The sequence below is a fragment of the Gordonia humi genome, from assembly GCF_014197435.1.
Lineage (GTDB): Bacteria > Actinomycetota > Actinomycetes > Mycobacteriales > Mycobacteriaceae > Gordonia > Gordonia humi.
On record NZ_JACIFP010000001.1, the window covers coordinates 4,243,364 to 4,269,801 of the forward strand.

At 67.2% G+C, this 26,438-nt stretch carries 24 protein-coding genes; 7 read left to right on the forward strand and 17 right to left on the reverse strand.

From position 1 onward, the window contains the following. The first annotated feature begins 62 nt into the window (after positions 1–62). The 4 genes from BKA16_RS19630 to BKA16_RS19645 all read left to right on the forward strand — a co-directional run bounded on the left by BKA16_RS19630 (position 63) and on the right by BKA16_RS19645 (position 4,342). Complete coding sequence (locus BKA16_RS19630) at positions 63–1,571, forward strand: DNA-3-methyladenine glycosylase 2 family protein (protein WP_343067531.1); 1,509 nt, start codon at positions 63–65, stop codon at positions 1,569–1,571. Beyond that, positions 1,568–2,074, forward strand: coding sequence for a methylated-DNA--[protein]-cysteine S-methyltransferase (locus BKA16_RS19635; protein WP_183372246.1), 507 nt, complete (start codon positions 1,568–1,570; stop codon positions 2,072–2,074). The genes BKA16_RS19630 and BKA16_RS19635 overlap by 4 nt, the downstream gene beginning before the upstream one ends. Positions 2,075–2,120: 46 nt before the next feature. Continuing rightward, positions 2,121–3,182 carry a DNA recombination protein RmuC gene (locus tag BKA16_RS19640; RefSeq protein ID WP_183372247.1) on the forward strand — a complete coding sequence of 354 codons (1,062 nt, stop codon included), beginning with the start codon at positions 2,121–2,123 and terminating at the stop codon, positions 3,180–3,182. A 74-nt stretch (positions 3,183–3,256) separates the two neighbouring features. Then, positions 3,257–4,342: a DUF6542 domain-containing protein gene (locus BKA16_RS19645; RefSeq protein ID WP_183372248.1), complete on the forward strand. Its 1,086-nt coding sequence runs from the start codon at positions 3,257–3,259 to the stop codon at positions 4,340–4,342. Positions 4,343–4,423: 81 nt separating this feature from the next. Here BKA16_RS19645 and BKA16_RS19650 read toward each other — a convergent pair whose 3' ends face one another. The 11 genes from BKA16_RS19650 to BKA16_RS19700 form a co-directional block, all read right to left on the reverse strand. Then, positions 4,424–5,476 carry an ABC transporter ATP-binding protein gene (locus tag BKA16_RS19650; RefSeq protein ID WP_183372249.1) on the reverse strand — a complete coding sequence of 351 codons (1,053 nt, stop codon included), beginning with the start codon at positions 5,474–5,476 and terminating at the stop codon, positions 4,424–4,426. A 27-nt stretch (positions 5,477–5,503) separates the two neighbouring features. After that, the gene (locus tag BKA16_RS19655) at positions 5,504–6,349 is read right to left on the reverse strand and encodes a hypothetical protein (protein WP_183372250.1); all 846 of its coding nucleotides are present in this window, start codon (positions 6,347–6,349) and stop codon (positions 5,504–5,506) included. Between the two features lie 110 nt (positions 6,350–6,459). Beyond that, positions 6,460–7,419, reverse strand: coding sequence for an MlaD family protein (locus BKA16_RS19660; protein WP_183372251.1), 960 nt, complete (start codon positions 7,417–7,419; stop codon positions 6,460–6,462). Further along, positions 7,416–8,414, reverse strand: a complete 999-nt coding sequence (locus tag BKA16_RS19665; protein WP_183372252.1) for an MlaD family protein — start codon at positions 8,412–8,414, stop codon at positions 7,416–7,418. The genes BKA16_RS19660 and BKA16_RS19665 overlap by 4 nt, the downstream gene beginning before the upstream one ends. Then, entirely contained in the window at positions 8,411–9,553 is a 1,143-nt protein-coding gene (locus tag BKA16_RS19670) for an MlaD family protein (RefSeq protein WP_183372253.1), read from the reverse strand. The genes BKA16_RS19665 and BKA16_RS19670 overlap by 4 nt, the downstream gene beginning before the upstream one ends. Position 9,554: 1 nt before the next feature. Next, positions 9,555–10,559 (reverse strand): MlaD family protein, encoded by a 1,005-nt coding sequence (locus BKA16_RS19675; protein ID WP_183373201.1) that lies wholly within the window; start codon positions 10,557–10,559, stop codon positions 9,555–9,557. Further along, the gene (locus tag BKA16_RS19680) at positions 10,556–11,569 is read right to left on the reverse strand and encodes an MlaD family protein (RefSeq protein WP_343067532.1); all 1,014 of its coding nucleotides are present in this window, start codon (positions 11,567–11,569) and stop codon (positions 10,556–10,558) included. The genes BKA16_RS19675 and BKA16_RS19680 overlap by 4 nt, the downstream gene beginning before the upstream one ends. A gap of 1 nt (position 11,570) precedes the next feature. Beyond that, on the reverse strand, positions 11,571–12,665 hold the full coding sequence (locus BKA16_RS19685; protein WP_183372254.1) for an MlaD family protein: 1,095 nt from the start codon (positions 12,663–12,665) through the stop codon (positions 11,571–11,573). A gap of 2 nt (positions 12,666–12,667) precedes the next feature. Continuing rightward, a complete protein-coding gene (locus tag BKA16_RS19690; RefSeq protein ID WP_183373203.1) occupies positions 12,668–13,534 on the reverse strand; it encodes an MlaE family ABC transporter permease in 867 nt (288 codons plus the stop codon). Positions 13,535–13,554: 20 nt separating this feature from the next. Continuing rightward, a complete protein-coding gene (locus tag BKA16_RS19695; RefSeq protein WP_183373204.1) occupies positions 13,555–14,382 on the reverse strand; it encodes an ABC transporter permease in 828 nt (275 codons plus the stop codon). A 184-nt stretch (positions 14,383–14,566) separates the two neighbouring features. Further along, a complete protein-coding gene (locus tag BKA16_RS19700; RefSeq protein ID WP_183372255.1) occupies positions 14,567–15,958 on the reverse strand; it encodes an aldehyde dehydrogenase family protein in 1,392 nt (463 codons plus the stop codon). Positions 15,959–16,247: 289 nt separating this feature from the next. Between BKA16_RS19700 and BKA16_RS19705 the strand changes: the two genes are divergently transcribed. Next, complete coding sequence (locus tag BKA16_RS19705; RefSeq protein ID WP_183372256.1) at positions 16,248–17,063, forward strand: enoyl-CoA hydratase/isomerase family protein; 816 nt, start codon at positions 16,248–16,250, stop codon at positions 17,061–17,063. A gap of 10 nt (positions 17,064–17,073) precedes the next feature. Here BKA16_RS19705 and BKA16_RS19710 read toward each other — a convergent pair whose 3' ends face one another. The 3 genes from BKA16_RS19710 to BKA16_RS19720 are packed head-to-tail and all read right to left on the reverse strand — an operon-like array spanning position 17,074 to position 19,934. After that, positions 17,074–18,387: a TetR/AcrR family transcriptional regulator gene (locus tag BKA16_RS19710; protein WP_183372257.1), complete on the reverse strand. Its 1,314-nt coding sequence runs from the start codon at positions 18,385–18,387 to the stop codon at positions 17,074–17,076. 28 nt (positions 18,388–18,415) lie between these two features. Further along, positions 18,416–19,225 (reverse strand): alpha/beta fold hydrolase, encoded by an 810-nt coding sequence (locus tag BKA16_RS19715; protein WP_183372258.1) that lies wholly within the window; start codon positions 19,223–19,225, stop codon positions 18,416–18,418. Positions 19,226–19,241: 16 nt separating this feature from the next. After that, entirely contained in the window at positions 19,242–19,934 is a 693-nt protein-coding gene (locus BKA16_RS19720) for a nitroreductase (protein WP_183372259.1), read from the reverse strand. A gap of 139 nt (positions 19,935–20,073) precedes the next feature. Between BKA16_RS19720 and BKA16_RS19725 the strand changes: the two genes are divergently transcribed. Both BKA16_RS19725 and BKA16_RS19730 read left to right on the forward strand, forming a co-directional pair. Next, entirely contained in the window at positions 20,074–21,381 is a 1,308-nt protein-coding gene (locus tag BKA16_RS19725) for an oxygenase MpaB family protein (protein WP_183372260.1), read from the forward strand. After that, positions 21,378–22,529, forward strand: a complete 1,152-nt coding sequence (locus BKA16_RS19730) for a CaiB/BaiF CoA transferase family protein (RefSeq protein WP_183372261.1) — start codon at positions 21,378–21,380, stop codon at positions 22,527–22,529. Before BKA16_RS19725 ends, BKA16_RS19730 begins: the two co-directional genes overlap by 4 nt. 67 nt (positions 22,530–22,596) lie before the next feature. Here the strand turns inward: BKA16_RS19730 and BKA16_RS19735 are convergent, their stop codons facing one another. The 3 genes from BKA16_RS19735 to BKA16_RS19745 form a co-directional block, all read right to left on the reverse strand. Continuing rightward, a complete protein-coding gene (locus BKA16_RS19735) occupies positions 22,597–23,766 on the reverse strand; it encodes an IS30 family transposase (protein ID WP_183368662.1) in 1,170 nt (389 codons plus the stop codon). Positions 23,767–24,054: 288 nt separating this feature from the next. Next, the gene (locus tag BKA16_RS19740) at positions 24,055–25,194 is read right to left on the reverse strand and encodes an acyl-CoA dehydrogenase family protein (RefSeq protein WP_183372262.1); all 1,140 of its coding nucleotides are present in this window, start codon (positions 25,192–25,194) and stop codon (positions 24,055–24,057) included. A 2-nt stretch (positions 25,195–25,196) separates the two neighbouring features. After that, entirely contained in the window at positions 25,197–26,366 is a 1,170-nt protein-coding gene (locus tag BKA16_RS19745; protein WP_183372263.1) for an acyl-CoA dehydrogenase family protein, read from the reverse strand. Between the last annotated feature and the right edge of the window lie 72 nt (positions 26,367–26,438).

Below are 26,438 nucleotides of genomic sequence, written 5' to 3' on the forward strand. Positions count from 1 at the left end.
CGGCGCACCGCGATGTCTGTTTCTCGCTAGACGGAGTCGACCGCGCGTGTCACTGTGAAGTCGTGACCAGTACCGCGACGCCCTCACCGGCACTCGACTTCGACCGCTGTTATCGAGCGCTGTCCGGCCGCGACCCCCGGTTCGACGGCCAGTTCGTCGCCACCGTGCTCACCACGGGGATCTACTGTCGCCCCTCCTGCCCGGCGCGGACTCCGAAACCGGAGAACGTCCGTTTCGAGCTGACCACGGCGGCCGCGACCGCCCGTGGCTTCCGCGCCTGCCGACGATGCCTGCCGGATGCGACGCCCGGCTCCCCGCTGTGGAACACGCGCGCCGACCTGGTGGCACGGGCCATGCGCCTGATCGCCGACGGGCTCGTCGACCGCGACGGAGTCGGCGGTCTCGCCGCGGCACTCGGATACACCGAACGCCACCTCAGCCGCGTATTGACCGCCGAACTCGGTGCGGGCACCGCCGCGCTGGCGCGCGCCCACCGTGCGTCCTCGGCGCGGCTCCTGCTGACGCGCACGGACATGCCCATCGGCGACGTCGCGTTCGCCTCGGGCTTCTCCAGCATCCGCCAGTTCAACGATACGGTCCGTGACTTCTACGATGCGACGCCCAGCGCCCTCCGCGCCGCGGGGAGCAGTCGCGGCGACATCTCGACGTCGGACCGCATCACGGTCCGACTCCCGTTCCGCCCGCCCTACGACGCGGCGTGGACGCTGTACGGTCTCGCCGCCCACGCGGTGACCGGTCTCGAGCGTTGGGACGGTTCGACATTCGAACGGACTCTCCGCCTGCCGCATCGTCCCGCGTCGGTCCGGCTGGCCGTGCGCACCGATCACGTCAGCGCGAGCTTCGAACACCTCGACATGCGCGATCTGAGCGCCGCGGTCAACAGAGTCCGTCGGCTGCTCGACCTCGACGCCGACCCGATCGTCATCGACGACACTCTGCGCGGCGACCGGTTGCTCGGCGGTCTCGTGGCACGCAACCCGGGCATCCGGATCCCCGGGAGCGTGGACGGCGTCGAGACCCTGATCCGCATCATGATGGGTCAGCAGATCAGCCTCAACGCCGCGCGGACCCGCATCGCGAGGCTGGTCGCCGCGCTCGGCGAACCGGTGCCGTGGGAGACCGACGAGAACAGTCCCGACCGGTTGTTCCCGACGGCCGACGCCATCGCCGCACACGGCCCGGAGGTGTTGACCGGTCCGACCCGATCGGTCCGCTCGATCACCGATGCCGCCGCCTGTGGAATCCATATGGAACTCCACGCCGGGGTCGATGCGTCCAACTTACGAGCGGACTTGTTGCGCCTGTCGGGTGTCGGGGACTGGACCGCCGACCAGGTGGTGATGCGGGTGACCGGCGATCCGGACGTACTCACCCGCGCCGACCTGGTGATCGATCGGGCGATCGCCGCACTCGGCGTCACCGCGGTCGACACCGCGTCGTGGAGCCCCTGGCGGTCGTACGCCACGATGCACCTGTGGCGCCACCAGCTCGCTCATCGGGTCGACGAGACCGTCGCCCGCGAACCGAACACAGAGGGGAACACACCATGACGACCACACCATTGCGCTGGGCGGGCACCGACACGCCCGACGGACGCTTCACCGCGATCTTCGACGTCGACGGGACGGTCTATGCGTCCGGATGGACCGACGACCCGGCCTATCTCGAGACGCTGATCGCGCCCGCGCTGCGCACCGACGAGATCGTCGAGGGCGACGGCGCAGACGTGATCACCGCGGTCGACGACTACTACTCGGGCGATCTCGCCGCGCCCTCGCGCATCGCCGTCACACAACAGTCGGGCCCGTTCCTGACGTCGGCGTGGGCCGCGCTGCGTGAGGTGCCCGCCGGTCCCCCGGTCACCTACACCCGGCTCGCCGAACTCGCCGGGAACGCCGCGGCCGTCCGCGGCGCGGCATCGTGCTGTGCGCGCAACGCCGCCGCACTGTTCGTGCCGTGCCACCGGGTGGTCCGGTCCGACGGGACCCTCGGCGGCTTCCGCTACGGGTTGGACGTGAAGCGATCACTGCTCGATCGGGAGGCCGCCGCCTGACCGGGCACGACCCGGTTCTGTCGGAGGCGTCGACCATGATGGCCGCATGAGCACGATCGCCGCCATCATCGGACCCGTCTGTCTCGTCGTCGGAGCGGTCCTCGGCTGGTACGCGCACGCGCGGTCCGTCGCCGAGCGTCAAGCGCCGCCGCTGCCGCCGGACACCCTCGTCGCCCCGCTCCGCGACTCACTCGGGCAGCTCTCCGACGAGCTCCGCCGCTCCGAGCACAATCGCGTGCACGCCTTCGCCGGACTGAGCGAACAGGTCCGCTGTATGCAGATGACGTCCCACCGACTTCACGAACAGACCGCACAGCTCGCCGGTGCGCTCCAGGCCCCGCAGATCCGCGGCCGCTGGGGCGAGATCCAACTCGAACGCGTCGTCGAATTGTCCGGCATGTCCCGGCACTGCGACTTCTCCACACAGGTGCACGGACAGACACCCGACCGCGTGGTCCGCCCCGACCTGGTGGTTCACCTGGCGGGCGGCCGGACGATCGTCGTCGATGCGAAGGCTCCGCTGCAGGCCTATCTCGACTCGACGGCTCCCGGGCTCTCGGTGGAGGCCGCCCGCGACAAGTCCGCGCGGCACGCCCAGGCCGTCCGCGCGCACATCAACTCGTTGTCGGCGAAGGCGTACTGGGCGGCACAGGCCAGCACACCGGAGTTCGTGGTGCTCTTCCTGCCCGGCGACGGGGTGCTCGACGCCGCGATGTCCCACGACCCGGACCTGCTCGACTACGCCTTCGCGCGGGATGTGGTCCTGGCCACGCCGAGCACCCTGATCGCCCTGCTGCGCACCGTCGCACTCGGCTGGCGTCAGCATGCGATGGCCTCCGACGCCGAGCAGATCCAGGCGCTCGGTCAACAGCTGTACCAACGCATCGACCAGGTACTCGGGCACCTCGACAAGGTGGGCTCCGCCCTGCGTCGAACGGTCGAGAGCTACAACTCGGCGGTCGGCGCGATCGATTCGAGGCTCGGCGTCACCGCGCGCAAGCTGTCCGAACTCGAGGCGCTCTCGGTGTCGGCGGGTCGGTCGGACACCGCGCACAGAACGCCCAAAGCCGTCGACGCCACAGTGCGATCGACGTCACCGATTCGCTGAGAACAAGCTGGCAGATGGGCAACTCACGGGTGGCGTTGAAGCGTCGAGGCCGGGGTAACCGGTACCGTCTAAGTGTGTTTTCCCGATCCCCGAGCGGCTCCCCCCTGCCCGCCGACCAGCAGTCCGTCGTGCCGACCGTGCGCGGGCTGCCCTGGTGGGGCGCGGTGCTCCTGGCGACGATCACCACCGTCATCGGTGCTCTCCTCGACGGCGACGACAACGGTCTGGGCCGGACGTACAAGATCATCTTCGTGATCGGCTGCCTGCTGGCAGCCCTCGCCGTGCGTCGCCGCGCGATGTTCACCGCGGCCATCCAGCCTCCGCTGATCGCCTTCGTCGTCGGCATCATCGCGCTCTACATCTCGGTGTCCGACCAGGCGACGGACAAGAAGACCGTCATCTTGAAGGTCATTCTGCCGATCGCCACGAGCTTCCCGTGGATGGTTCTCGCCTTAGTCCTGAGCCTGGCGATCGTGTTGGCCCGGTTGTTCTTCACCGGTCCTGCGTCGGCACGTCCGTTCGGCGGACTCGCCGGCCTCGGCACGAGGGCAGGCAAGTCGACGAAGGCCGGGAGGTCGTCCGCCGCGAAGTCGACGAGCCGGAAGCAATCCGCGAGGAGGTCCACGGCCACGGCGTCGACGGGTGATCGGGCCCCGGACAAGAAGAAGCCGACCGCCGAGAAGAAGCCGACCGCCGAGAAGGCCGACGCGACGACCGGAAAGAAGCGACCGTCGTCGACCGGATCCAGGAGCTCGACCAGGACGCGCGCGACGTCCCCCGCCACCCGCGCGGCGACGGCCGCCTCACCCGCGGACGAGGCGCCGACCCGACCCGACCGCCAGCGCTCGACGCCCGCCACGCCCCGTGCCGCAGCACAGCGCCCGGCACCCGAGGGCGCGCCCCGACGCCCCGCACGACGCGCCGCTGCGCCGGACTCTCAGCCCGCGGCGCAGGCGCAGCGCACGGCACGCTCGACCACACGACGCCCGGCCGAATCCGCGCCCGGACCGGACGAGTCCCGCAGCCGCCGTCGACCGAAGGACGCCGAGACCGGACGCGCGCAACCGCAGAAGATCCCGGCCCGGCCCCGCCGCACCGCGGGTCAGCAACTGCGCGAACGCGGCGAGATCGAAGACCTCACCGCGGGCCTCGACGACTGATCCGACACGGATCGCACTCGACGAACGACTGTGGCCCGAACCGCTGGGCGGTTCGGGCCACATCGCACTTTGTGAACGCGCTCAGATCTGCGGGATCGGCGCCGTCTCCAGGACCGACATCGCCGCGGCCTCGTCGTCGGCGGCGCGTGCGTCCTCCGCCGCCATGCTCGCGCGGATCGCCTCCTGCGCGCGCGGCGGAAGAGTCGGCAGCATCGCCTCGACGTTGGCCCGGTGGCGGATCGCCGCCTGGCGGACCGGCATCCCGGGGTTGGGCTTGACCTGCGGGATGATCTCGGAGAAGTCGTCCTGGGTACCGCCACCGGCGATGCCCGCGGCCTGCATCGCGGCCTCGGCCGCGGCGACCGACTCGTCCTTCTCCTCCGACATGCCGATCGGACCGAAACGATCACCCGAGAGGAACTGCTTGACCACCGGCTGCTCCGAGGTCAACAACTGCTCACGCGGACCGAACATCACCAGTTCCTTACGGAACAGCATGCCGATGTTGTCCGGGATCGTCCGGGCGATGTTGATGTTGTGCGTGACCACCAGGATCGTCGCGTCGATCTCCGCGTTGATGTCGATCAACAACTGCGAGATGTACGCGGTGCGCACCGGATCCAGACCCGAGTCCGGCTCGTCGCACAGGATGATCTGCGGATCGAGGACCAGCGCACGCGCCAGACCGGCGCGCTTGCGCATACCGCCGGAGATCTCGCCGGGAAGCTTGTCCTCGGCACCGGCCAGACCGACCAACTCCATCTTGTCCATGACGATCTTGCGGATCTCGTCCTCCTTCTTCTTCGTGTGCTCACGAAGCGGGAAGGCGATGTTGTCGAACAGACTCATCGAGCCGAACAGGGCGCCGTCCTGGAACAGGACGCCGAACAGCTTGCGGATCTCGTAGAGCTCCTTGGCCGAGCACTGGGTGATGTCGGTGCCGTCGATGACCACCGAGCCCTGCTCGGGGTGGAGAAGACCGATCAGGGTCTTCAAGAACACCGACTTGCCGGTACCGGACGGCCCCAGCAATGCGCTGACCTCGCCCTCCGGCAGGGTCAGGCTCACGTCCCTCCAGATGTTCTGCGAACCGAACGACTTCGTCAGATTCTCGACACTGACTTCTACGCCCATGTCTGTACCTCTCTGTGTGCTCTGCGGTCAGTTGCCCGGGGCCGCGGGCGCGTCCTGGCCCGCGGTGGGCGCTCCCGGAGCGACCGGAGCCGGGGTCTGCGGAGCCTCGGTCTGCTGTGCGTCGCTCTGCGGAGCCTCGGTCTGTGCACCGTCGGCGTCGAGGCTGGTGCCGTTGCTGGTGATCGCCGTGATCTTCCAGTCCTGTCCCCGATCTATCGTCAGCTTGTAGGTCGCGGTGGTCTCGATGCCGTCCGCCGGAGCCTGCACGTTCTTGGTGAGGATGCCGACGAAAGCGTCCACCTTGTAGACGTCGCCGTCGACCGAGGTCACCTTCGCGGCGATCGGCGACGAGGTCGACGACCACTGCAGCGGCCGCAGCAGCTGCTCCATCTGGCTCGCCGCGTTACGGAGCCGGGTGCCCAGTTCGGGGGTCGTATTGGCGGTCAGTCGGGTCAGCCAGCCCTGTGTGTCCTCGTAGCTCATATCGGCCGCACCCGCCGCGTAGTCGAGCGCGATCTGCTCCGCGTGCGCGTCGGCCGCGTTCGCCGCCTTCAAGTCGTCGACCTCCGACGACTTCGACACCACCAACCAGATGAGTACCGCCAGCGCCGCGACGACGACGAGACCGGCCACGGCCGACGCGATCACCTTCACCGAGATCGTGCGGCCGGTGACCGACGAGGTCTTCGCCTCCGGTGCCGAGTCGTCGGCGGCGGTCGCCGACACCGACGTCGTGGCGCCGCGACGCGAACGCTTCGACCCCGCGAGGTCGACCGCCTCCTCCGCGAGGGCCGTCGTGGCCGGCTTGTCGAGCACACCGACACCTGCCGCATCGTGGTCCGCGCCCTTCGGCGCGGTCGTGGAATCACTCATGGTGGAGCTCCTAACTTCTGTCGAGCTGGTCGACGTCCACGCGAGACGTGAGGCGCCGTCGGAGAATGGGTGCCCGTGATGGGGAGGGTCGTCCACGGGCGAGACGACGGCTATCCACCACCCCCCACCGGAATCCGGACGGTGACGGCGCCCTTGTTCGTGGCCGCGAGGATCGCGTCGAAGAGCTTCCCCGCGTCGATCGTGCGCATCGACGCGGCGCCGGCCGACGTCACCGGCAGGAGGTTGTCGCCGATCACCTTGAGGTCGCTCGAATTGACGTCCAGGAACTTCTGCAGGAGCGCCACGAGCGGTTTCGCGCCCTCGGTGATGCCGGTGTACATCGGTCCCGACCAGTCGATCGCGTCCTTCACACCGTCCTGCATGTAGGCGAACATCTTGCCGAAGTCCCGGATCTGCGGGGTGATGCCCGCCAGGTCGCCGGGCAGACGTTCCGACCGCATGAGCAGCGGCTGCATCGTCGCCAGCAGGGTCCGGAGCGAGTCCTCGTTCCGCACCATCTCGTTCGTCAGCAGTCGACCCACCCGGTTCAGGTCGCCCAGCACTTCGAAGTCGTCCGGCAGCCCCACGTCGAGCTGATGGAAGACGTTCTTGACCTGGCTCGGATCCACCTGGGTGAGCACCTCGGTGACCTGTTGCGACAGATCCTTGAACGTCGACGCCTCGCGGACTCGGCTGCCGTCGACGTTCGCGCCGTCGGACAGGTACGGTCCGCCGTCACGCGCGGGCAGCACCGCGAGGTACGCCTCACCGAGCGCCGACAGGTTGTCGACCCGGAAGTCGCTGTCGACCGGAATCCGGTTCGAATCGTGGTAGTCCCAGGCGATCTTCGCACCCTGCGGGGTCTGCGAGATCCCGGTGACGTGCCCGATCTCGATACCGCGCAGCAGGACCCGTGAACCGACGAGGATGCCGTTGGTGTCCTGCACGGTGACGTTCGCGTGCTTGGCCGACAGTGTCTTGATGTGCAGGCCGACGTGGAAGATGTACAGGATCGACACGACCATGATCGCGAGCATGGCCAGCACGGAGACCCGTGTCTTGGTGATCATCGGACCACTCCCAGGATGCGGAGGACGGCGGCGGAGTCCGAGAGCATCTGTCGATCGCTCCCCGACGCCTTGACCGAGGTGATGGCGACTCTCGGGTTCTTCAGGAACGGCTTGAGCGTGTTCGACACGAAGTCGTTCCCGCTCGCGAGCACGCGGTCGCCCGCGGGCCAGATCGGCGCGGCGTTTTCGGCGGCCTCGGCGAGCGAGGTGACCAGCGGCGCCACCCACAGTCCGCCGGTGAACACCGAGCCGACGGACGGAAGCAGTGTCGCGATGTGTCGGACCAGGGAGTACGCGACCGTGTGGAAGAAGTCGATCCCCTCGTCGCCGAACACCCGCTCCACCTGGAGTCTGCTGGCCGGGAACGACTTGGCGACGCCGTTGAGACCGTTCAGCATCCGATCGACCTCGCCGAGGCTGCCGCCGAGGTCCTGCAGGTCGGTCGACACGGTGGTCGCCAGGCGCCGCACGTCCTTGACCTCGGGCAGCACTTTGTTCAGCGTGACCATCGTGTCCTGAATCTTCTGGATGCTGCCGCCGTTGACGAAGTACGCGAGGACGGCGATGGTGTCCTCCAGTGTCGGCGGCGACGTCGTGCGATCCCTCGGGATCACCGATCCGTCGTGCAGGTTCCCGGCGGCGGTCGGGTGCGCGGGCGGAGTGAAGCCCAGGTAGGTGTCACCGAGCGGAGTGTTCTGCCGGATGATCGCCGACGAGTCGGCGGGCACCGGCCGAGACGACGTCAGACCGACGATGACGTCGACTCCGTCGTCCGACTCGACGAGTTCCTTGACCCGACCGACCTGCAGGCCGTTCATCATGACGTCGGCTCCGGTCGGGAGGTTCAGTACGCTCTCGAACTTGAGCGTGACCTCGTAGTCGGAGCTCACACCCGCCTTCACCGACGGCAGCCGGTTCGGGCTCAGTGAGCATCCGGTCAGAAGGGCCAACGCCGCCACCAGCAGGACGGCGACCCATGAACGCTGCGTCTTCATCGCATACCCGCCTTCAGTACCAGTTCGAGCGGATCGACCGTCGTGGTCGTGCCGGAGCCGCGCGTGCACGCGCCTCCCAGTGCACGGCACTGCTCGGCCGACACCTTGACCGACGGGGCCTTGTACGGGATCGACAGCGCGCCGGTCGCCGACGTCTGCTTGCGCAGCGTGTCGCCGATCGCGGGCGTCACCTCGCTCAGGTTCTTCGACCAGGACGGGGCGTTCTCGGCGATGAGCCCCACTACCGGAGTACCCACGTCGAGCACGATCTGATTCAGCTCCGGTCCGTAGTTCTTCCAGATGTCGTACATCAGCGCGATGGTCCAGCCGATCCCTCGGCAGAACTTCGCCACGTCGTAGAACAGGGTGGTGCCGAGGCCCACCACGTCCGGTCCCTGGTCGGCCAGCGACATGATGTTGCTCCAGTGCTTCACCGCCGCGTCGGTGAGCGGCGCCATATCGCTGATCGCCGACCCGATGTCGGCGGTGAACCCGTCCGGGTCGCGTGCGGCACGGGCCGCGTTGACGAACATCGAGTTCGCCTTCTCACCGGTCCCGTCGAAGGCGCGGTCGCTGCCGTCGAGGGCGCGCTGAAGATCGAGCGCACCGTTGTTCGACAGTCCTTTGAGGAAGTCCGACGCCGAACCCGCCACCTCGCTGATGGACTTCGGTGTGAAGCTGTTTCCCAGTGCGATGCAGTTCCCGGGCTCGAGTCGAGGACCGCCCCGGTAGTTTCCGACGAGTTCGAGCCCGCGGTCGGCGAGCAGCGACTTCGATCGAGTCACGGCCTGGACGTCGGCCGGGTACGCCCGTCCGGAGTCGAGAGAGAAGGTCACCTTCACCTTGGTGCCGCGCGACTCGATCTTCGTCACCGAGCCGACCTGCATGCCCATCTGCGTGACCGGGTTGCCTTCGTACAGTCCGATGGTGTCGGTGAACTCGGCGCAGAACCCGTCGCCTCCCTCGGCGCCGTCCTCGGACGATGCGGCCGAGCTGATCCCGACGCCCGCCACGGTGACGCCGACGACGACGACCGTCGCGGCAGCGACGATCGAGACGAGCCTGCGCCGCTTGCGTCGCGGCGGCGGCGCGGTCGACGCGTCGACGCCGTCGGGCACCTGTTCATTCGCGATGGTCATGTCAGCATTCCTTCCCGGGCACGGGAATACACAGATTCGAGAGCATCAATTGGCCGTTGGACAGCTGTTCCAGGCTTCCCGGCGGCAGCCCGTCCTTGAGCTGTTCGCGCACGTTCTTCAGGCCGTCGATCGTCGGCGCGAGTTCCTTCTCCATCGACCGGATGGTCTCCATGATCGAGCGGATCTGCGGCTCGTACGCCTGACTGTTCACCAGGTATGTGCGGAACGTGGGTTCGGCGCGGTAGAGGACGGAGGAGAAGAGCTTGTACGCGTAGTTGAAGCCCGCCGAGCTGACGTGGTAGCTGGTGATGACCGAGTCGAGCTTCTTGACCAGCTCGAACACGAAGTCGCGGTTCTTCTCGAAGGTGTTCAGATACTCCGAGGCGAGTCGGGCCACCACATGGACCTGCTCGCGTTGCTGCGCGAACACCTGGGTCACCGAGTCCAGGCCGTCGACGATCGACCGCAGCGACGTGTCGTTGCGCCCGAGCGAGTCGGCCACCTGCTGAATGTTCTCGTGCCAGGTGGGCGTCTGGACCTCGTCGGTGGTGTCGGGCACCGCTTGGATCACGTCGCCGATCGAGTACGGCACCGTGACCCGCGACACGGGGATCGTCTCGGTGAGTTCGGAGGTGCCGCGCGGGATCAGCGTGATCGCATAACCGCCGACGGGTGTCAGCATGCGCACGTCCACACTGGCCTGGTCGCCGATGAAGGTCGAGTCGTCGATCTTCACCTCGACCCGGACGGTGTCGGCCTGCATGGTCACGTCGGAGACCTTGCCGATCACGATGCCGGCCACGCGGACGTCCTCGCCGGTGTGAATCGAGGCCGCGTCGGTCACCTCGAAGGCGACCGTCTTCTTGCCGAACGGATGCACGTAGAGGACGAACACACCGGCCAGCAGAAGCACCACCACGACGATGACGCCCACGCCGATCAGCTTGTGGTTCGTCTCGTGCCGCGCGGGCCGTTTCCGGCCCCCGCGCCCGAGGAGTCGCGTCATGGATTGCACAGGGTCACCTGCCTGTCGTCGAGGAAGTACTTGGCTCCGAGCGGGATCTGCGCGGTGCCCTTCGAGCACTTCGGGTACGGCTCCTGGAATCCGTCCGTGCTCTTGAGTCCTTCGAGCGCGTTGGGCATCAGATCGAAGACGCCGAGGAGCTGGGTCGAGTTCTTGAAGATCGCCTTGATCCGCTGCGGCATGTCGACGCCGGGCTGCACGTTGAACGCCGCCAGCAGCCGCTCGATCGGCTCGAACAGCCCCGGTCCCGCGGACGCGGTGACCGCGAACTCGTCGAGCACGGTGGTGGCACTCGTGATCGGGAGGTCGACGGCTTTGAGGAACGACATGACGTTCTCGCTGCGGCCGCCCATCACATCCGAGATACGGGCCAGGTTCGCGGTCAGCGTCGACAGGAGCTGCTGGCGGTTCTTGGCGTAGCGGGTGAGCTTCTGCGTGCTGTCGAGCATCGGTCCCAGTCCCGAGCCGTCGCCCTGCAACAGAGCGATGGCGTTCTCGCTGAACTCGTTGATGTCCGAAGTCTGCATGGTGGTGAGCACCGGCTGCAGTCCGTTGAAGAGCTCGGTGATGTCGAACGACGGGACCGTCTTGTCGACGGACACGTGGCTGATCCTCGGCCCCGACTCGTCGCCGCGCACATCCACGTACCGCACGCCGGTGAGGTTCTGGTACTTGATGGCCAGGGTCGACGTGTCGGTCACCTTGTGGTCCCGGTCGAGGGTGAACTCGACGTAGGCGACCGGCTTGTCCCGGCTCTTCCCCTCACGCAGTTCCACCTTGGTGACCTTGCCGACGCGCTTGCCCTTGTACCGGACGTCGCCGTTCGGATGCAGGCCGGAGGCGTCGGTGAACTCGGCGGAGTACGAGTGCGTCTCGCTGTCGACGGGGTTGCGCATCGCGTTGATCACCAGGATGAACAGCAGGACGGCGACGAGCGCCACCACACCGACCTTCGCTGCTGATTTCAGAGTCTGTACTCGTGGAGAGGCCACGTCACTTCTCCTTCTTCTTGGCCGGGCCGTCGCCGGTGTGCACGCCCATGCTGCGCATGGTCTGCTCCACTCCCGGCATCGCGTCGAGGATCACCCGCAGTTGCAGTGCCTGCTGTCCCTTCGGACCCTTGAAGCTGCTCTGCAGCCGTTCGATGGCGGTCTGCAGCTTCACCATGTTCGACGAGTCGCCCATCATTCCGGGGACGCGGTCGGTCAGCTGCTGGATGGAGTCGACGAGCGGAGTGAGTTCGGTGGCGTGCGAGCCGAGCAGGGTGCCGATGGCGCCGAACAGATCGTCGGAGGCCACTACCAGGGATCGGTTCATCAGATCGTGGTATTGCTTGTCGACCCCGCGCGAACCGTCCGGCATCCTGTTGAACTGTGCGTTCGTGATCGCTTCGAGGGCGCCGAGCGTCTCGATGTTGGCTTCCGGGAAGACCTCCATGAGGTCGTTCATCCGGCCGAGCAACGTACTCGGCAGATACTTCTGGGTCCGTGCCACGTTGTCGCTGACCACGATCATCGTCTCGATGATCGGCGAGAGTCCGGAGGCGTACTTGGTCACCTTGTCGAGCGTCGAGATCACATCGCGGGTCAGCGTGCCGTCCACCACGAGCGAACCGTGTTCGATCATCGTCGACATCGTGAAGTCCGGCGCGCTGTCGCGGTTGATCGTCTGCCCGTCGCGGATCGCCTGGCCGCCGTCGCCTGCGATCAGGTTGACCGCGGTGGTCCCGAAGTAGTTCGCCGGTCGGAAGTCGACGTCGAACGAGTCGGTGAGCGAGGACGCCGCACTGTCGTCGAGCACGATGTCCAGGTGCACCGCGTACGGGTCCGTGGAGTCGACCTCCTTGACCACACCGACCTCGGCGCCGCGCAGGAGGACCTTGCTCTTCGGCGCGATGCCGGGTCCCAGGGCGGGAAGCACCAGGTGGACGTCGGTGCCGGACGGCTCGGTGGCCTTCGGGTAGACGAGCGCCGTGGTCACGACGGCGAGCACGATCACCACGACGGCTGCCATGCCCGCGGTGACCAGCGTCTTCGACTGGGTGCTGCCGCTGCCTCGGACGAAGTCCTGATTCGTTGTCTTGGCCATTGTCATCCCCTAAACGGAAGCGGCGGATTGAGACCCCAGATCACCACGGTCATGAGGAAGTTCAGGACGACGATCGCCACGAGCGACGCGCGGATCGCTCGTCCCGACGCCGCACCGACTCCGGCCGGACCGCCGCTGGCGAAGTAGCCGTAGTAGCAGTGGATCAGGGTCACGATGGCGCAGAACAGAACCGCTTTCACAATCGAGGCGAGAAGGTCCTGCCAGGTGACGAACTGCGCGAAGTAGTGGTCGTAGGTTCCGTTGGGTTGGTCATGGAAGACCTTGACGATGATCCCGCCGGTGATGAAGCTGACGACCAGCGCCATCACGTAACTGGGGAGCACGACGAGCATGCCGCCGATCAGTCGGGTGCCGACGACGAACGGGATGGCGCGCAGGCCCATCGTCTCGGTCGCGTCGATCTCCTCGGAGATGCGCATCGCGCCGATCTCGGCGGTCATCCGGCAGCCGGCCTGCGCGGCGAAGCCGATGCCGGTGATGATCGGCGCGACCACGCGGATGTTGCCGAACGAGCTGATGATGCCGGTCAGCGATCCGAAGCCGAGCAGGTCGAACGCCATGAACGCCATGATCGCGACGACCGCGCCGACCGCGATGCCGAGGAAGAACATCAGGCTGACGACACCGCCGTCGACGATGATCGACCCGCTCCCCCAGGCCATGTCGTTCATGGTCTTCATGGTCTGTTTGCGGTACTGGCGGATGGTCGTCGGCAGAAGCGCGAAGGTCTTCCACACGAAGACGGCGATCTGCCCCAGTTCGGCGAAGGCGTCGGTGAACTTGCCTCGGATCCATCGACCGATGCGCACCGGAATTCCTCCCGGCAGCGCGATGCGGTCGGCACTCATCTCTTTCTGCGTCATCGCCGTCACGCCAGCCTGGCCGGGAAGAACATCGTCTGCACCTGGCTCACCGCGACGTTCGTCATGAAGATGCAGAAGACGCTGAGGACCACGGAGGCGTTCACGGCGTTGGCGACGCCCTTCGGGCCGCCCTTGGCCTCGAGTCCCCGCAGACTCGCGATGACGACGACGATGAACGCGAACAGGACCGCCTTGAACACTGAGAAGATCAGGTCGACCGGTGTCGCGAAGGCGCCGAACGACTGCCAGAAACTGGCGGGGACGACGTTGTTGATGTTCGCGGAGATCGCCAGACCCGCCCCGACGCCGGAGGCGATGATCATGACGCAGAGCGCCGGTGCGATCGCGAGCATCGCGAGGAACCGCGGGACGATCAGCCGTTGCACCGGGTTGACGCCCATGACGCGCATCGCGTCGATCTCCTCGCGGATCGAGCGCGAGCCGAGGTCCGAGGCGATCGCCGACGCGGCCGCACCGCTCATCAGCAGGCCCGCGGCCATCGGCGCGCCCTGGTTGACGACACCGAGTCCGCTGGCGGCACCCGCGAGCGAATTGGCGCCGACCTGGTCCATGACGCCACCGACCTGGACGGACACTTCGGCGCCGATCGGAATCGCCATCAGCAGGGCGGGCAGCGCCGTGACCTTGAACAGCCGCCAGATCTGATCGATCACCTCGCTGCCCGCGAGCCTCATCGACAGGGAGTCGGTGACCGAGTAGCGGATCATCTCACCGGCCAGCCCCGCCGAGCGACCGATCGTGTCGATGCTGTCGGAGATGCGCCGGACGAATCCGTCGGCGATCCTGCGGAGTCTGCCTGTCAGTTTCTGCATGCGATCGCCGGGTCTGTGGACGGCGTCGGGCTCGAGCGTCGTTGCGCTCATCGTCACCTCTCTCGTGGTCGGTCGAACAGGACCGGCCTGAATCGAAACGCTTCGGCGGAACCGGACGCTCGGCGTCCGTGGTCTGACGTTCCGGCGTCGGCGAGTCGAAGCCCTGTCGGATGTGTGCGGGCGTTCAGCCCATCAGTGCGCGCAGCGCTCGTCGTACGACCGGTCCGTACGGCGGGTACGCCAGGGTCGGGTCGGGCCGCGACGGTTTCCGAAGGACGGCCTTGTGGTGGCTGAAGGTGTCGAATCCGTGCTTGCCGTGGTAGCGGCCGAGACCGGAGTCGCCGACACCGCCGAACGGCAGCTCCGGGACGAGCAGTTGGTAGAGCAGATGATTGACGCCGACCGCGCCGGAAGAGGTCCGACCGATGACGGCGTCCTCCACCGCCTTCGACTCGGTGAACAGGTAGAGCGCGAGCGGCTTCGACCGGGCGTCGACGAATTCGATCGCGTCGTCGATCGACGGCACGCTGATCACGGGAAGGATCGGACCGAAGATCTCCTCGCGCATCAGATCCGAGTCGAGATCGGGATCGGTCACCAACGCGACCGAGACCGTCAGCGCGTCGACGTCGACGTCTCCGCCGAATGTCTGGCCGCCGTGCGTCTGCAACAGTCTGCTGAGCCGGTCCACGTGGCGACGGTTGACGATTCGGGTGGTGTCGTTCGCCGCCTGCGCCGACAGCTCGGTCAGCAGGCGCTCGACGAGTTGTGGGCGCACCGAGTCCTCGACGAGGACGTAGTCGGGTGCGATGCAGGTCTGACCGGCGTTGATCGATTTGGCCCACGCGATCCGCCTGGCGGCCGTCTCGATGTCCGCGTCGGCCGCCACGATCACCGGGCTCTTGCCGCCGAGTTCGAGGGTCACCGGGGTGAGATGCCGTGCGGCGGCCGCCATGACCGACTTGCCGACCTGTGTGGATCCGGTGAAGAAGATGTGGTCGAACCTGAGGTCCAGCAGTTCGCGGCTGACCTCGACGTCGCCGAGAACCACCCGGACCGCGTCGGAGTCGACGTAGCGCGGCAGATGCGTCGCGATCATCCGCCCGGTGGCGTCGGCGAGTTCAGAGGGCTTGACCACGGCGGTGTTCCCCGCTGCGAGCGCGCTCACCAACGGCTGAAGAGTCAGCAGCAACGGGAAGTTCCACGTGCCGAGGATGAGCACCACACCCTTCGGCTCGGGCACCGTGAACGCCTTGCCGGGCGCCGTGGCCGCACTGATCGCGACCGGAGCCGGCTTCGCCCACGATTGGAGCCGTCGAATGGTGTGCCTGATCTCGTGTCGGACCGGGCCGACATCGGCCATGAACGTGGCCATCTCACCACGACCCAGATCGGCTTCGATGGCGGCCGCGATGTCGCCTTCGCGTTCGTCGATGAACCGAAGCAGTCCACGCAGCTGCGACAGTCTCCAGGCGGTCGACCGGGTCCGACCGTCACGGAACACCCTGCGGGCGGTCTCGACGTCGTCACGGACCGTCGACGCCGTGGTCGGGCTCGCCGTCTCGGTGATGCTCATGCACTCTCCTGGGGCTGTGAACTGGGAAGACGCTGCGGTCGACACTCCCGGAGACCGGGCCGTCGGCCGTTCATTGAACGCGCTGAGCATACATAGTGTTCAGACGTGATGTCAATCACTTGGGCGGCAACCCTTCGGCCTCTACCATTCTCCGCGACAATGTGATCCGCAGCACTTCGCGTACCTACAGTAGATAGATTTACATGAGACGTCAAGCGTCTTTTGTCAGCAGCCCCGGTTTGTCCGCTACACTATGTACAGACACTATGTATGGGTTACGATCCCTGCCATGTCTCGAGAACCCGACTCCGCCTCGACAGATGTCCTTCACGTCGAACAGCTCGACGGAGTGCGCCGCCTGACCCTGCACCGCCCGGACGCTCTCAACACATTCGACTATCGCCTCCAGCGGGACCTGCGCGCGGCCGTCGACCATGCGGCCGACGACGAGACGGTGCGCTGCCTGATTCTCACGGGAAGCGGTCGCGCGTTCTGCGCGGGCGCGGATATCGACCTGAACGACCTCGACGCCTCCACGCGGCTGGCGCCGCGCACCGAAGAGGAACTACGACTCCGCTACAACCCGACCGTTCGCGCACTCCGCACGATGGGCAAACCGGCCGTCGCCGCGGTGAACGGCCCGGCCGTCGGCCTCGGCTGCTCGCTGGCCGCGGCCTGCGACCAGGTGGTGGCCGCAGACTCGGCCTGGTTCTCACTCGCGTTCGCGCAGGTCGGACTCACACTCGACGCGGGGGCCTCCCTCCTGATCGGCGCCCGCATCGGCATCGGCCGGGCCACCCGGATGGCGATGCTCGGCGAACGGATCGACGCGGGCACCGCGCACTCCTGGGGCATGGTCGACGAGGTCGTGACGCCCGAGGACGTCGGCGCTCGAGCACTCGCACTCGCCGATGCTCTCGCCCACGGGCCGACCGCGGCGTTCGCCGCCACCAAACACAGCTTGAACATCGCACTGCTCGATCGCCTGGACGCGGCTTTCGAGGCGGAGGTGGCCGGGCAGACGTCGCTGGTCGACTCCGAGGACTTCCGCGAGGGCGCCGCCGCGTTCAGCCGACGACGATCGCCGTCGTTCGTCGGCAGATGACGGCAGGCGGTCACACCGAGGTCGGTGGAACTCCCCGCCGGCCGTAGATCGCCGCGTAGAGCACCGTGCCGACCATCGTCGTCACCGCGGCCAGGTCGTCGAGGTGCTCCTCGCGCGCGAGTGCACCGGCGACGGCGCGCTCGATCGCCCACAGCAGCGTGGCGGCGTACTGCGGCGCGGGCGGGCCGTCCGGGGCGAGCCCCCGCATGCGGTCGGTCTCGATGATCGTCTCGAGTGCCGTCTCCATCGCGTTCATCGCCGAGAGGTACTCGGTCCGGAGTTCCGGCAGCCGAGGCCACTCGTGGACGGCGTTCCGGATGATCGGTCCGGTGAACCCTTCGAGGTTGAGCCACTGTCCGACCTGTGCGAGCAGGGCGGCCGGATCGGAACGATCCACGTCGGCGAAGGCACGCAGGCCCGCGACCACGCCCGCCGCCTCCTGACGGAACAGCACCACGAACGCGTCTTCCTTGCTGCGGAAGTAGAAGTAGAACGACGCCCGCGAGGTCCCAGCCTTCTGCAGGACCTTCGCCACGCTCAAGTCGGCGAGCGTGTGATCGACCAGCAGTTCACGCATCGCGTGCAGGATCGCCCGCGGCGTGTCGGACTGCAGATCCGGTTCGTCGTCGAACGGTGCCGGCGCCATGGCGACGCCGGGCGCCGTCGGATCGACGCCCGGTGCATCGTCGACCGCCCGTCCACCGTAGATCGCGGCCTCGTTCAGTGCCCGCATCGATTCGGCGATGCCCTCGACCGTCGGAATACGCGCGTCCAGTCCCCGAGTGCTGACGTAGAACGAACGCTCCACCGCCCCCACGAGGAACGAGGCCACCATGTCCGCCGGGGCTCCGTCCGGCGCGCTGCCGGACTCTCGTTCGTACCGGATCTGCTCGGCCACGGTGTCGACGAACTGAGCGAACATCTTCTGCCACGCCGCCCCCACCGCGGGCTGGCTGTGCATGTGCTCGATCACCGCACCGATCACCGCCCCGTGCCGTGACCACATCTCCAAGGTGCTCGCCAACGACACGCCCATGCGGCGCGCACGGTCTCGTCCCGGAGTACTCGACCACGGGGCGTCGTCGCCGTACGAATCGTCGAACATCCGGGCCACGAGCGCCACCAAGACGTCGTGCTTACTGGCGAAGTAGTGGTAGAAGTTGGCTCGGGACAGTCCAGCCTCAGGCAGGATCTTCGCCACGGTCAGGTCCTGCAACGAGGTCTCGCCGAGGAGACGTTCGGTCGCGTCGAAGACGGCCTGCTCGGCAGCCGTCGTCCCGTCGAACTCGCGGGGACGACGTCGGACGAAGGACCTCTGACTCATTCGCCCGATCTTACATCATGTACAGACACTACGTCTGATTCCCGATCGCGGCGAGCAGCGCGTCGTCGAACTCGTCGGCGCACTCGAGCATCGGATAGTGCCCGCAGTCGAACTCGACGAGTCGCCAGCCCGGCCGTTCGGCGAGCCACCGGGCACCGCGCAGCGACAGCGCCGGGTCCGCGGTCCCGACCAGTGCGGTCACCGGCACCGAGAGGGTGTCGAGGATGTCGACCTGATCGGTGCACATCAACGTCCTCATCGCCGCGCGACCGGCCCAGCTCGGCGTCTGCAGCGAGATGCGGTGCAGCCAGTCGAGTACGGCCGGATCCGGATCGCCTTTGAACGGATCACCGACGGCGCTGCGCCGCAAGCTGATCCGATCCTTGTGCTCGGCCGCGAGGATCGCCTGCAACGGTCCCTCGGCGGGCACGCCGAACGGGAACGATTCGGTGCGCGAGGCCGAGACCCCGTTCGATGCGACCATGACGACCGACGTGACGCGGTCGGGCGCCTCGTGCGCCGCTCGGAGCGCCACCATCCCACCGAGCGACCACCCGACGATCACCGCCGATGAGATGCCGAGTGCGTCGAGCACGCCGATCGCGTCCGCCGTCAGATCGCGGATGTCGTATCCGTCGAGCGGCGCGTCGGAGTCGCCGTGTCCGCGCTGGTCCATGGCGACGGCTCGGTACCCCGCTTCGGCGACGACCCGCAACTGGCGGTCCCACACCTGTCCCGACAGGCTCCACCCGTGCACGAAGAGCACCGGCGGCCCCTGCCCGACCTCGCGCACGTTGATGCCGATTCCGTTCGCAGTGACGATATGTCGTCGAGTCATGTCTGCTCCCGTCCGCTCAGTCCACGAACGTCGCGACGTCGGCGACGGACAGTCGGTCGGTGCGGTAACCGTTGACCGGATGCTCGACGTCGGCGTATCCGAAGGAGACGCCGACGACGACGAGTCGATCCTCGGGCAGGCCGAAGAACTCGCGGAGCACCGGCGCCTGCGCGGCGAGGGCGGCCTGCGGGACGGTCGCGATCCCCCGGCTGTGCGCGGCGAGCAGGAAGTTGTCCAGGAACAGTCCGCAGTCCACCGCGCCGTAGGTGCCCAGGGTCCTGTCGGTCGTCAGGACCGCGACATGCGGGGCGTCGAAGAAGTCGAAGTTCCGCAGAGTCTGTCGTGCGGACGCCGCACGGTCGCCCTTCTCGATCCCGAGGCTCTCGTACAGCTGCCATCCGCTGACCCGGCGACGGTCGCGGTACACGCCGTCGTACGACGCGGGAAAGGGCAGGTCGGAGTTCTCGACCGGGCCGTCGGCGATCGCCGCCGCGAGGGCGGTCCGCAGGTCGACGGTCCGCTGTCCCGACGCCACATGCAGGTGCCACGGTTGCGTGTTGCACCAGGACGGTGTGCGTCGGGCCACCTCGAGGACACGCTCGATCTCCTCGCGCGGCACGGGCTCGGGCCGGAACGCCCGGCAACTCCACCGGGTGCTCAGGAGTCGCTCGAGCACTCCGGTCGCCTCGTCGTCGGGTCCACTGCGCATTGCGATCTCCTGTCGAAAGGTCGGAAGACTCCTCGCTGAACACGAGGCTAGACACTGAGTGTAGACATAGTGTTCAGTCAGGTCTACCCTGGCCTGTAACCCCAGTCACAGATTCCGTTCGAAGTACAGGAGACTCACCATGACCGACACCGTGCCGCTCACTTTCCGGGGCGATCTGGACGTTCCCGAGGGCCTGCCCCGGGGCATCGACCTCGGACGTATCGCCAACGCCGACAAGGCGATCGGGATGTTCGGGCGCCCGCTGGTCGAGACGGTGACCGACCATGCCCTCCTCGCCGACGACTACGCCTACCGCGCGATGCTCGATTTCAAGGACAAGAGCAACTCGATGAACTGGCGCACGTTCGACACCGCGATCGAACACGGCCTCGATGCGCTCGACGACGTCACACCGGCAGTCGCAGCACTGTTCGAGCAGATGGAGACCGTTCCGGACTGGGTCGACTTCGACCAGCTCTACCGCGGCGCCGTCGCCTTCTGGCGCGCCGGGATGATCGTCCAGCCGATCCTCGCGTGGGGCACCATCGCCGGCGGGTTCTCCATGTACAGCGCGACGCGCCCGGTGCTGTTCAGCGGCCGACTCCGCAAGGCGGACAAGGTCGGAACCCGGCTGATCGAGAGTTTCCGCTACGTCGTCGCCGCGTACACGCCGGGCGGCATGCAGCGTTTCGGCGAGGGTTTCCGACTCACCGCGAAGGTCCGCATGATCCATGCGGCGGTGCGCCACAGTCTCAGCCGCTCCGACGCCTGGGACTGGGCCGACTGGGGCATCCCGATCAACAACATGGACTCGATGGTGACCCAGGCCGGCCAGTTCGGCGTCAAGTTCACCGACGCCGTGCAGGCGTCCGGCTTCCGGTTCTCCGATCGCGAACTCGACGACATCTTCGCACTGTCCCGCTACGTCGGCTACGTGATCGGGGTGCCGCCGGAGATCCTGCACACCGGGTACGACGATGCTCGACGCAAGACCGAACTGCACACGATGCTCGAGCTTCCGCCGGACGACCTGTGCCGCGACGTCGTCGAATCGGTCATCCGATACAGCATCGAGAACCCGCCCGGCGGCGTCGAGGTGCTGCCCGGCCCCATCGCGAAGATCATGACGAACGAACGCCGACTCAAGCTGGCCTACGGACTGCTCCACGAGTGGCTGCCCGCGGACGTCATGGCGGCACTCGGCGCCGAGAAGACGGCCTGGAGTCGCCTCCTGCCGACCGCTCGCCCGCTCATCCGCGTGGCCGACCGGATCCAACGGACGCTGCCGCACGACGACGAGAAGGCGGCGTTCACGCTCCTGCGCAACTTCAACGACGCCATCGCCGTCCCGGACGGCGACACGAAGCACGAGGTGGCCAGCCCCGACGAGGTCGGCGCCGACATCTCGGCCAACAAGGGCGGCATGCCCGTGGTGAGCGGCCGATGACGGCGACGCGGCCGCCGCTGGCCGGGGTCCGGATCATCGAACTCGCGGGGATCGGCCCCGGACCGTTCGCCGCGATGATGCTCGCCGACCTCGGCGCCGACATCGTCTGCGTCGACCGTCCCGGCGGAAATCCGTGGGCCGTCGCCGGACACGACATCATGTTCCGCAGTCGGCGCCACATCGCGGTGGACCTGAAGACCCCGGCCGGGGCCGACGTGGTCCGGAGACTCTGCGCGGACGCGGACGGCGTCATCGAGACCTTCCGGCCCGGTGTGGCCGAACGTCTCGGCGTCGGCCCGGACGACTGCATGACCGTCAATCCCGATCTGGTGTACGGACGGATGACCGGATGGGGCCAGTCGGGACCGATGTCTGCGCTGCCCGGCCACGACATCAACTACATCGCATTGGCCGGAGCGCTGCACGCCTTCGGCCGGTCCGGGCAGCCGCCCGTGCCGCCGCTCAACCTGGTGGGCGACTTCGGCGGCGGCGGGATGCTGTTGTGCTTCGGCATGGTCTCGGGGATCCTCGCCGCGCGGGCCGGTGCGGGCGGACGGGTCGTGGACGCCGCGATGATCGACGGCGTGTCCGCGCTCATGGCCATGTGGCATTCGTACCGCGCCGAAGGCCAGTTCACGTCCGAGCGAGGCACCCATCTGCTCGACACCGGGGCATTCTTCTACGACACCTACCGGACCCGGGACGATCAGTGGGTGAGCATCGGCGCGATCGAGGCGCCGTTCTGGAACGAGTTGTGCGATGTGCTGGGGTTGTCCGACGAGATCCGTGACAACCAGTTCGATCGCGACCGGTGGCCGGAGTTCCGACAGATCCTGTCCGAGTCGATCGGATCGCAGACCCGAGCCGAACTCGATGAGGCCTTCGCCGGACGGAACACCTGCTACGCACCGGTCCTCCCGCTCGACGAAGCGGTGGACCATCCGCACCACCGGAGCCGGGGCACGTTCATCGAGGTCGACGGCGTCGTCCAGCCCGCACCGGCCCCGCGGTTCGACGGCGCACCGCCGACGCGCCCGACAGCACGCCGCCGCCCGGGCGCGGACAGCACAGAGGTGTTGTCCGGCAGCGGTTTCGGCGATGACGAGATCGCCGCACTCCTCCGGTCGGGGGCGGTCGCGGCCGACTGATCCGAACCGAGAGAGACGCCCCGGCGGGTTCACGGCAGTTTCTAGGGGTCCTCGCAACACCTGATGGTTAAGGCATCATCAGTAGATCACGCAGACGCTCGGCTGGGGTATCCCAGCCGAGCGTTTTGCGTGGACGACCATTGAGCTCTTGAGCGACGTGCTCAAGGTCTTCAGACCCGTACGGCCGCAGGTCCGTGCTCTTCGGGAAGTACTGGCGCAGAAGCCCGTTTGTGTTCTCGTTGCTGCCCCGCTGCCAGGGTGAGTGCGGATCACAGAAATAGACCGGAACCCCAGTCGCGATGCTGAACTGCCTATGCGCTGCCATCTCGGCGCCCTGGTCCCAGGTCAGTGACCCCCGCAGATGCTCAGGCAGCGTACCGATCAACCCGATGAGCACGTCACGGACTTCCCCGGCGGTGTGCCCGCCGGGCAGATGCCCCAGGAGCACGTATCGAGTCGTTCGCTCCACCAGCGTCACGATCGCCGAAGCACTGCCTGGCCCGACGATCAGATCACCTTCCCAATGGCCAGGCACCGCGCGGTCCTCGATCTCGGGCGGCCGCTTCGAAATCATCACCATCTCGTCGATGAACCTGGACATGCGCTGGCCGGGATGCTTGCGCGGCTTCCGGCGTGTCCTCCCGGTCCGCAGTGTCTCCGCGACCTCACGCTTGAGCCCACCGCGTGCCTGGACGTACAACGCCTGATAGATCGTCTCCGGGCTCACTCTCATACTCTCGTCGTCGGGAAACTCCTTCCTCAGAGTGTGGCTGATCTGCTCCGGCGACCACCGCACCGACAGCTTCTCCTGCACGTACTCCCGCAACGACACGTGGGTGACGAGCTTCGAGGACTTCGGCCTGGACCTCGACGCTGCCCAGGCGCGATGGGCGAGGTAGGGCTGATAGCGGCCGTCCTCAGAACGAGCATCGAGCTCACGCTTGATCGTCGAGGCAGGTCTTCCCAGCACGCGACCGATCGCTCGCAGGCTCATGCCACTGCGATACAGGTCAGCGATCGTCTCCCGCTCCTCGAGCGAGAGATACCGGGGATGGAGCACGGCCTCCACCGCTGGCAGGGCGGGAACTTCTACCTGCATAGTCATACCGGTGTTGTAATCGATCACGGTGCCATCGGGATAGATACGGGAGTTACTCACATGCCGGACACCCTGGTCCCAGTCCCTCGCTGAGCGCACGTTGACGCCCACTCTGGCCGCTGCTTCTGACTGTGACATGCCATCGGCGCGTAGTTGCACGTACTCAGACTTACGAGGGTGAGGGCCGTTCCCCCTGACCCCACGTCCACGGATCCCGGCCCGTCGCGCCCACCCGTACGCGGTGTTCCGGTTGACACCGACCTCGCGAGCGGCGGCTGAGATCCCGATGTCCGAACACCTCAGCGTCTCAAGAAACATCTCTTTCAACTCATTGAACGACACGATCCCCGCAACTCCTTGAAGTTCAAGGTGTTGCGGGGATCGCTATAACCCGCCCACCGCCGGGGCGTCCTCATCACGTCGGCGTCACAGTCCGAGGGATCGTCCGACGATCTCGCGCATGATCTCGTTGGTGCCGCCGTAGATGCGCTGCACGCGGGCGTCTCGCCAGCGACGTGCGACGTCGAACTCCTCCATGTACCCGTACCCGCCGTGGATCTGCAGGCACGCGTCGAGTGCCTCGAATTCGAGTTCGGTAGTCCAGAACTTGGCGCCCGCCGCCTCCGCGGCGGTGAGTTCGCCGGCATTGGTCGCCTCGATGCACCGATCGACATAGGTCCGGGCGATCGCGGTCTTGGTCGACAGTTCGGCGAACCGGAACCGGTTCGCCTGGAAGCTCCCGATCGGCGTGCCGAACGCCGTCCGCTCGCTGGCGTAGTCGATCGCGGTCCGCACCGCGTGCTCGGCGCTCGCCACCGCCACGACCGCCATCGACAGCCGTTCCTGCGCGAGGTTGCCCATCATGTAGTGCAGACCGCGGCCCGGCTCGCCGAGCACATCGGAGTCGGGGACGAACACGTCGACGAACGAGAGTTCGGCCGTGTCCTGAGCCCGTCGGCCGATCTTGTCGAGCTTGCGCCCCTTGGTGAACCCCTCCTGTCCGGCCGCGACGACGAACAGCCCGAAACCACCGCCGTCGGAGTCCGGGATCCGTGCGGCGACGATCACCAGGTCCGCCTGAATCCCGCTGGTGATGAAGGTCTTGGAGCCGGTGAGTCGCCAACCGCCGGGTTCGCGGGCGGCGGTGGTGGCGATCGCGCGCAGATCGGACCCGGTGCCCGGTTCGGACATGGCGATCGCGACGACCGTGTCGCCGGCGACGATCCCGGGCAGCCAGCGCGCCTGCTGCTCGGGCGTCGCGATGTCGAGGTAGTAGGGCGCGACGATGTCGTTGGTGAGCGAGAAACCGTCGCCGACGGTTCCGGTGCGCACCACTTCCTCGTTGATCACGGCGTTGAACCGGAAGTCGCGGACGCCCGATCCGCCGAACTCCTCGGGTGCGGAGAAGGCGACCATTCCGTGGGCGGCGGCGGCCGACCAGAACGAGCGATCGACCAGACCGGCCGACTCCCAGTCGGCGGAATGCGGAACCGCCTCCTTGAGGAGGAACGCGCGAACGCTGTCCCGGAACGCGTCGTGGTCGGCGTCGAAGAGTGTCCGTCTCATGGTCAGACCCCCATCGACTTCCCGATGATCTCCCGCATGATCTCGCTGGTCCCGCCGTAGATCCGCTGAACGCGGGCGTCGACGTAGGCGCGCGAGATCGGGTACTCGGCCATGTAGCCGTATCCGCCGAACATCTGCAGGCACTTGTCGACGACGACGCCCTGCGCCTCGGTCGCGGCGAGTTTCGCCATGGCCGCGCGATCGGCGCTGAGCGTGCCCTCGGCGTGTGCGCGGAGACAGTCGTCGACGAACGAGCGGACCACCTGGGCCTGCACGTGAACGTCGGCGAGGGTGAACCGCGTGTTCTGGTTCGCCGACAGCGGACGGCCGAACGCGGTCCGTTCGGTGACGTATTCGCGGGCCAGTTCGACGGCGCGCACGGCGGCTTCGGTGCTCGCGACCGCGATCGTGAGTCGCTCCTGCGGAAGATTCGAGACGAGCGCGGTGAACCCGCCGCCGAGCTCGCCGAGCAGGTTCGTCGCGGGCACCCGTGCATCGGCGAAGAACAGTTCCGCGGTGTCCTGCGCGTGCATGCCGATCTTGTCGAGGTTGCGGCCGCGAGTGAAGCCCGGGGTGTCGCGTTCGACGACGATCAACGACAGGCCGCCGTGGCGGTCGCCGTCGGTCGCGGTCCGGGCCGCGACGATGACCAGGTCCGCGTTGATCCCGTTGGAGATGAAGGTCTTCGACCCGTTGATCACGAAGTCGTCGCCGTCGCGCACCGCGGTCGTGGCGATCCCCGCCAGGTCCGATCCCGTCCCCGGCTCGGTCATCGCGATCGCCGCGATGAGTTCGCCGGACGCCAGCCCCGGAAGCCATCGCGCGCGCTGATCGGCGTCGGCGTAGCGCAGGAAGTACGGGACGCAGATGTCGTTGTGCAGGTTGATCCCGAAAGACATGACGCCCGCCCGAGCCACCTCCTCGGCGATCACGGCGTTGAACCGGAAGTCGTCGACTCCCCCTCCGCCGTACTCCTCGTCGATCGCCGTCCCGAGGAATCCGTGCGCCCCGGCCTGCGTGAACACCTCGCGGGGAAACACGCCGTCGGCCTCCCATTGCGGATAGGCCTGCACCACCGACGATTCGAGGAACCGTCGGAAGCTGGCCCGGAACTCCTCGTGCTCGTCGGCGTAGACCGAGCGGGTCTCCTGTTGTCTTCTGTCTGCGTTCATATCGGCACCATACAGTCTGTATGGTCATATTGTCTCCGAATGCTCGCCTGTGATTGACACCACGTCTGAACA

Excerpts from the sequence above, each read along its gene's own strand:
- BKA16_RS19705 (WP_183372256.1), top strand. The coding sequence starts at position 16,248 with ATGTCTCGAGAACCCGACTCCGCCTCGACAGATGTCCTTCACGTCGAA.
- BKA16_RS19670 (WP_183372253.1), bottom strand. The coding sequence starts at position 9,553 with ATGACCATCGCGAATGAACAGGTGCCCGACGGCGTCGACGCGTCGACC.
- BKA16_RS19675 (WP_183373201.1), bottom strand. The coding sequence starts at position 10,559 with ATGACGCGACTCCTCGGGCGCGGGGGCCGGAAACGGCCCGCGCGGCAC.
- BKA16_RS19710 (WP_183372257.1), bottom strand. The coding sequence starts at position 18,387 with ATGAGTCAGAGGTCCTTCGTCCGACGTCGTCCCCGCGAGTTCGACGGG.
- BKA16_RS19735 (WP_183368662.1), bottom strand. The coding sequence starts at position 23,766 with ATGTCACAGTCAGAAGCAGCGGCCAGAGTGGGCGTCAACGTGCGCTCA.
- BKA16_RS19655 (WP_183372250.1), bottom strand. The coding sequence starts at position 6,349 with ATGAGTGATTCCACGACCGCGCCGAAGGGCGCGGACCACGATGCGGCA.
- BKA16_RS19665 (WP_183372252.1), bottom strand. The coding sequence starts at position 8,414 with ATGAAGACGCAGCGTTCATGGGTCGCCGTCCTGCTGGTGGCGGCGTTG.
- BKA16_RS19730 (WP_183372261.1), top strand. The coding sequence starts at position 21,378 with ATGACGGCGACGCGGCCGCCGCTGGCCGGGGTCCGGATCATCGAACTC.
- BKA16_RS19685 (WP_183372254.1), bottom strand. The coding sequence starts at position 12,665 with ATGGCCAAGACAACGAATCAGGACTTCGTCCGAGGCAGCGGCAGCACC.
- BKA16_RS19640 (WP_183372247.1), top strand. The coding sequence starts at position 2,121 with ATGAGCACGATCGCCGCCATCATCGGACCCGTCTGTCTCGTCGTCGGA.
- BKA16_RS19650 (WP_183372249.1), bottom strand. The coding sequence starts at position 5,476 with ATGGGCGTAGAAGTCAGTGTCGAGAATCTGACGAAGTCGTTCGGTTCG.
- BKA16_RS19725 (WP_183372260.1), top strand. The coding sequence starts at position 20,074 with ATGACCGACACCGTGCCGCTCACTTTCCGGGGCGATCTGGACGTTCCC.
- BKA16_RS19660 (WP_183372251.1), bottom strand. The coding sequence starts at position 7,419 with ATGATCACCAAGACACGGGTCTCCGTGCTGGCCATGCTCGCGATCATG.
- BKA16_RS19745 (WP_183372263.1), bottom strand. The coding sequence starts at position 26,366 with ATGAACGCAGACAGAAGACAACAGGAGACCCGCTCGGTCTACGCCGAC.
- BKA16_RS19700 (WP_183372255.1), bottom strand. The coding sequence starts at position 15,958 with ATGAGCATCACCGAGACGGCGAGCCCGACCACGGCGTCGACGGTCCGT.
- BKA16_RS19690 (WP_183373203.1), bottom strand. The coding sequence starts at position 13,534 with ATGAGTGCCGACCGCATCGCGCTGCCGGGAGGAATTCCGGTGCGCATC.
- BKA16_RS19635 (WP_183372246.1), top strand. The coding sequence starts at position 1,568 with ATGACGACCACACCATTGCGCTGGGCGGGCACCGACACGCCCGACGGA.
- BKA16_RS19715 (WP_183372258.1), bottom strand. The coding sequence starts at position 19,225 with ATGACTCGACGACATATCGTCACTGCGAACGGAATCGGCATCAACGTG.
- BKA16_RS19720 (WP_183372259.1), bottom strand. The coding sequence starts at position 19,934 with ATGCGCAGTGGACCCGACGACGAGGCGACCGGAGTGCTCGAGCGACTC.
- BKA16_RS19740 (WP_183372262.1), bottom strand. The coding sequence starts at position 25,194 with ATGAGACGGACACTCTTCGACGCCGACCACGACGCGTTCCGGGACAGC.
- BKA16_RS19695 (WP_183373204.1), bottom strand. The coding sequence starts at position 14,382 with ATGCAGAAACTGACAGGCAGACTCCGCAGGATCGCCGACGGATTCGTC.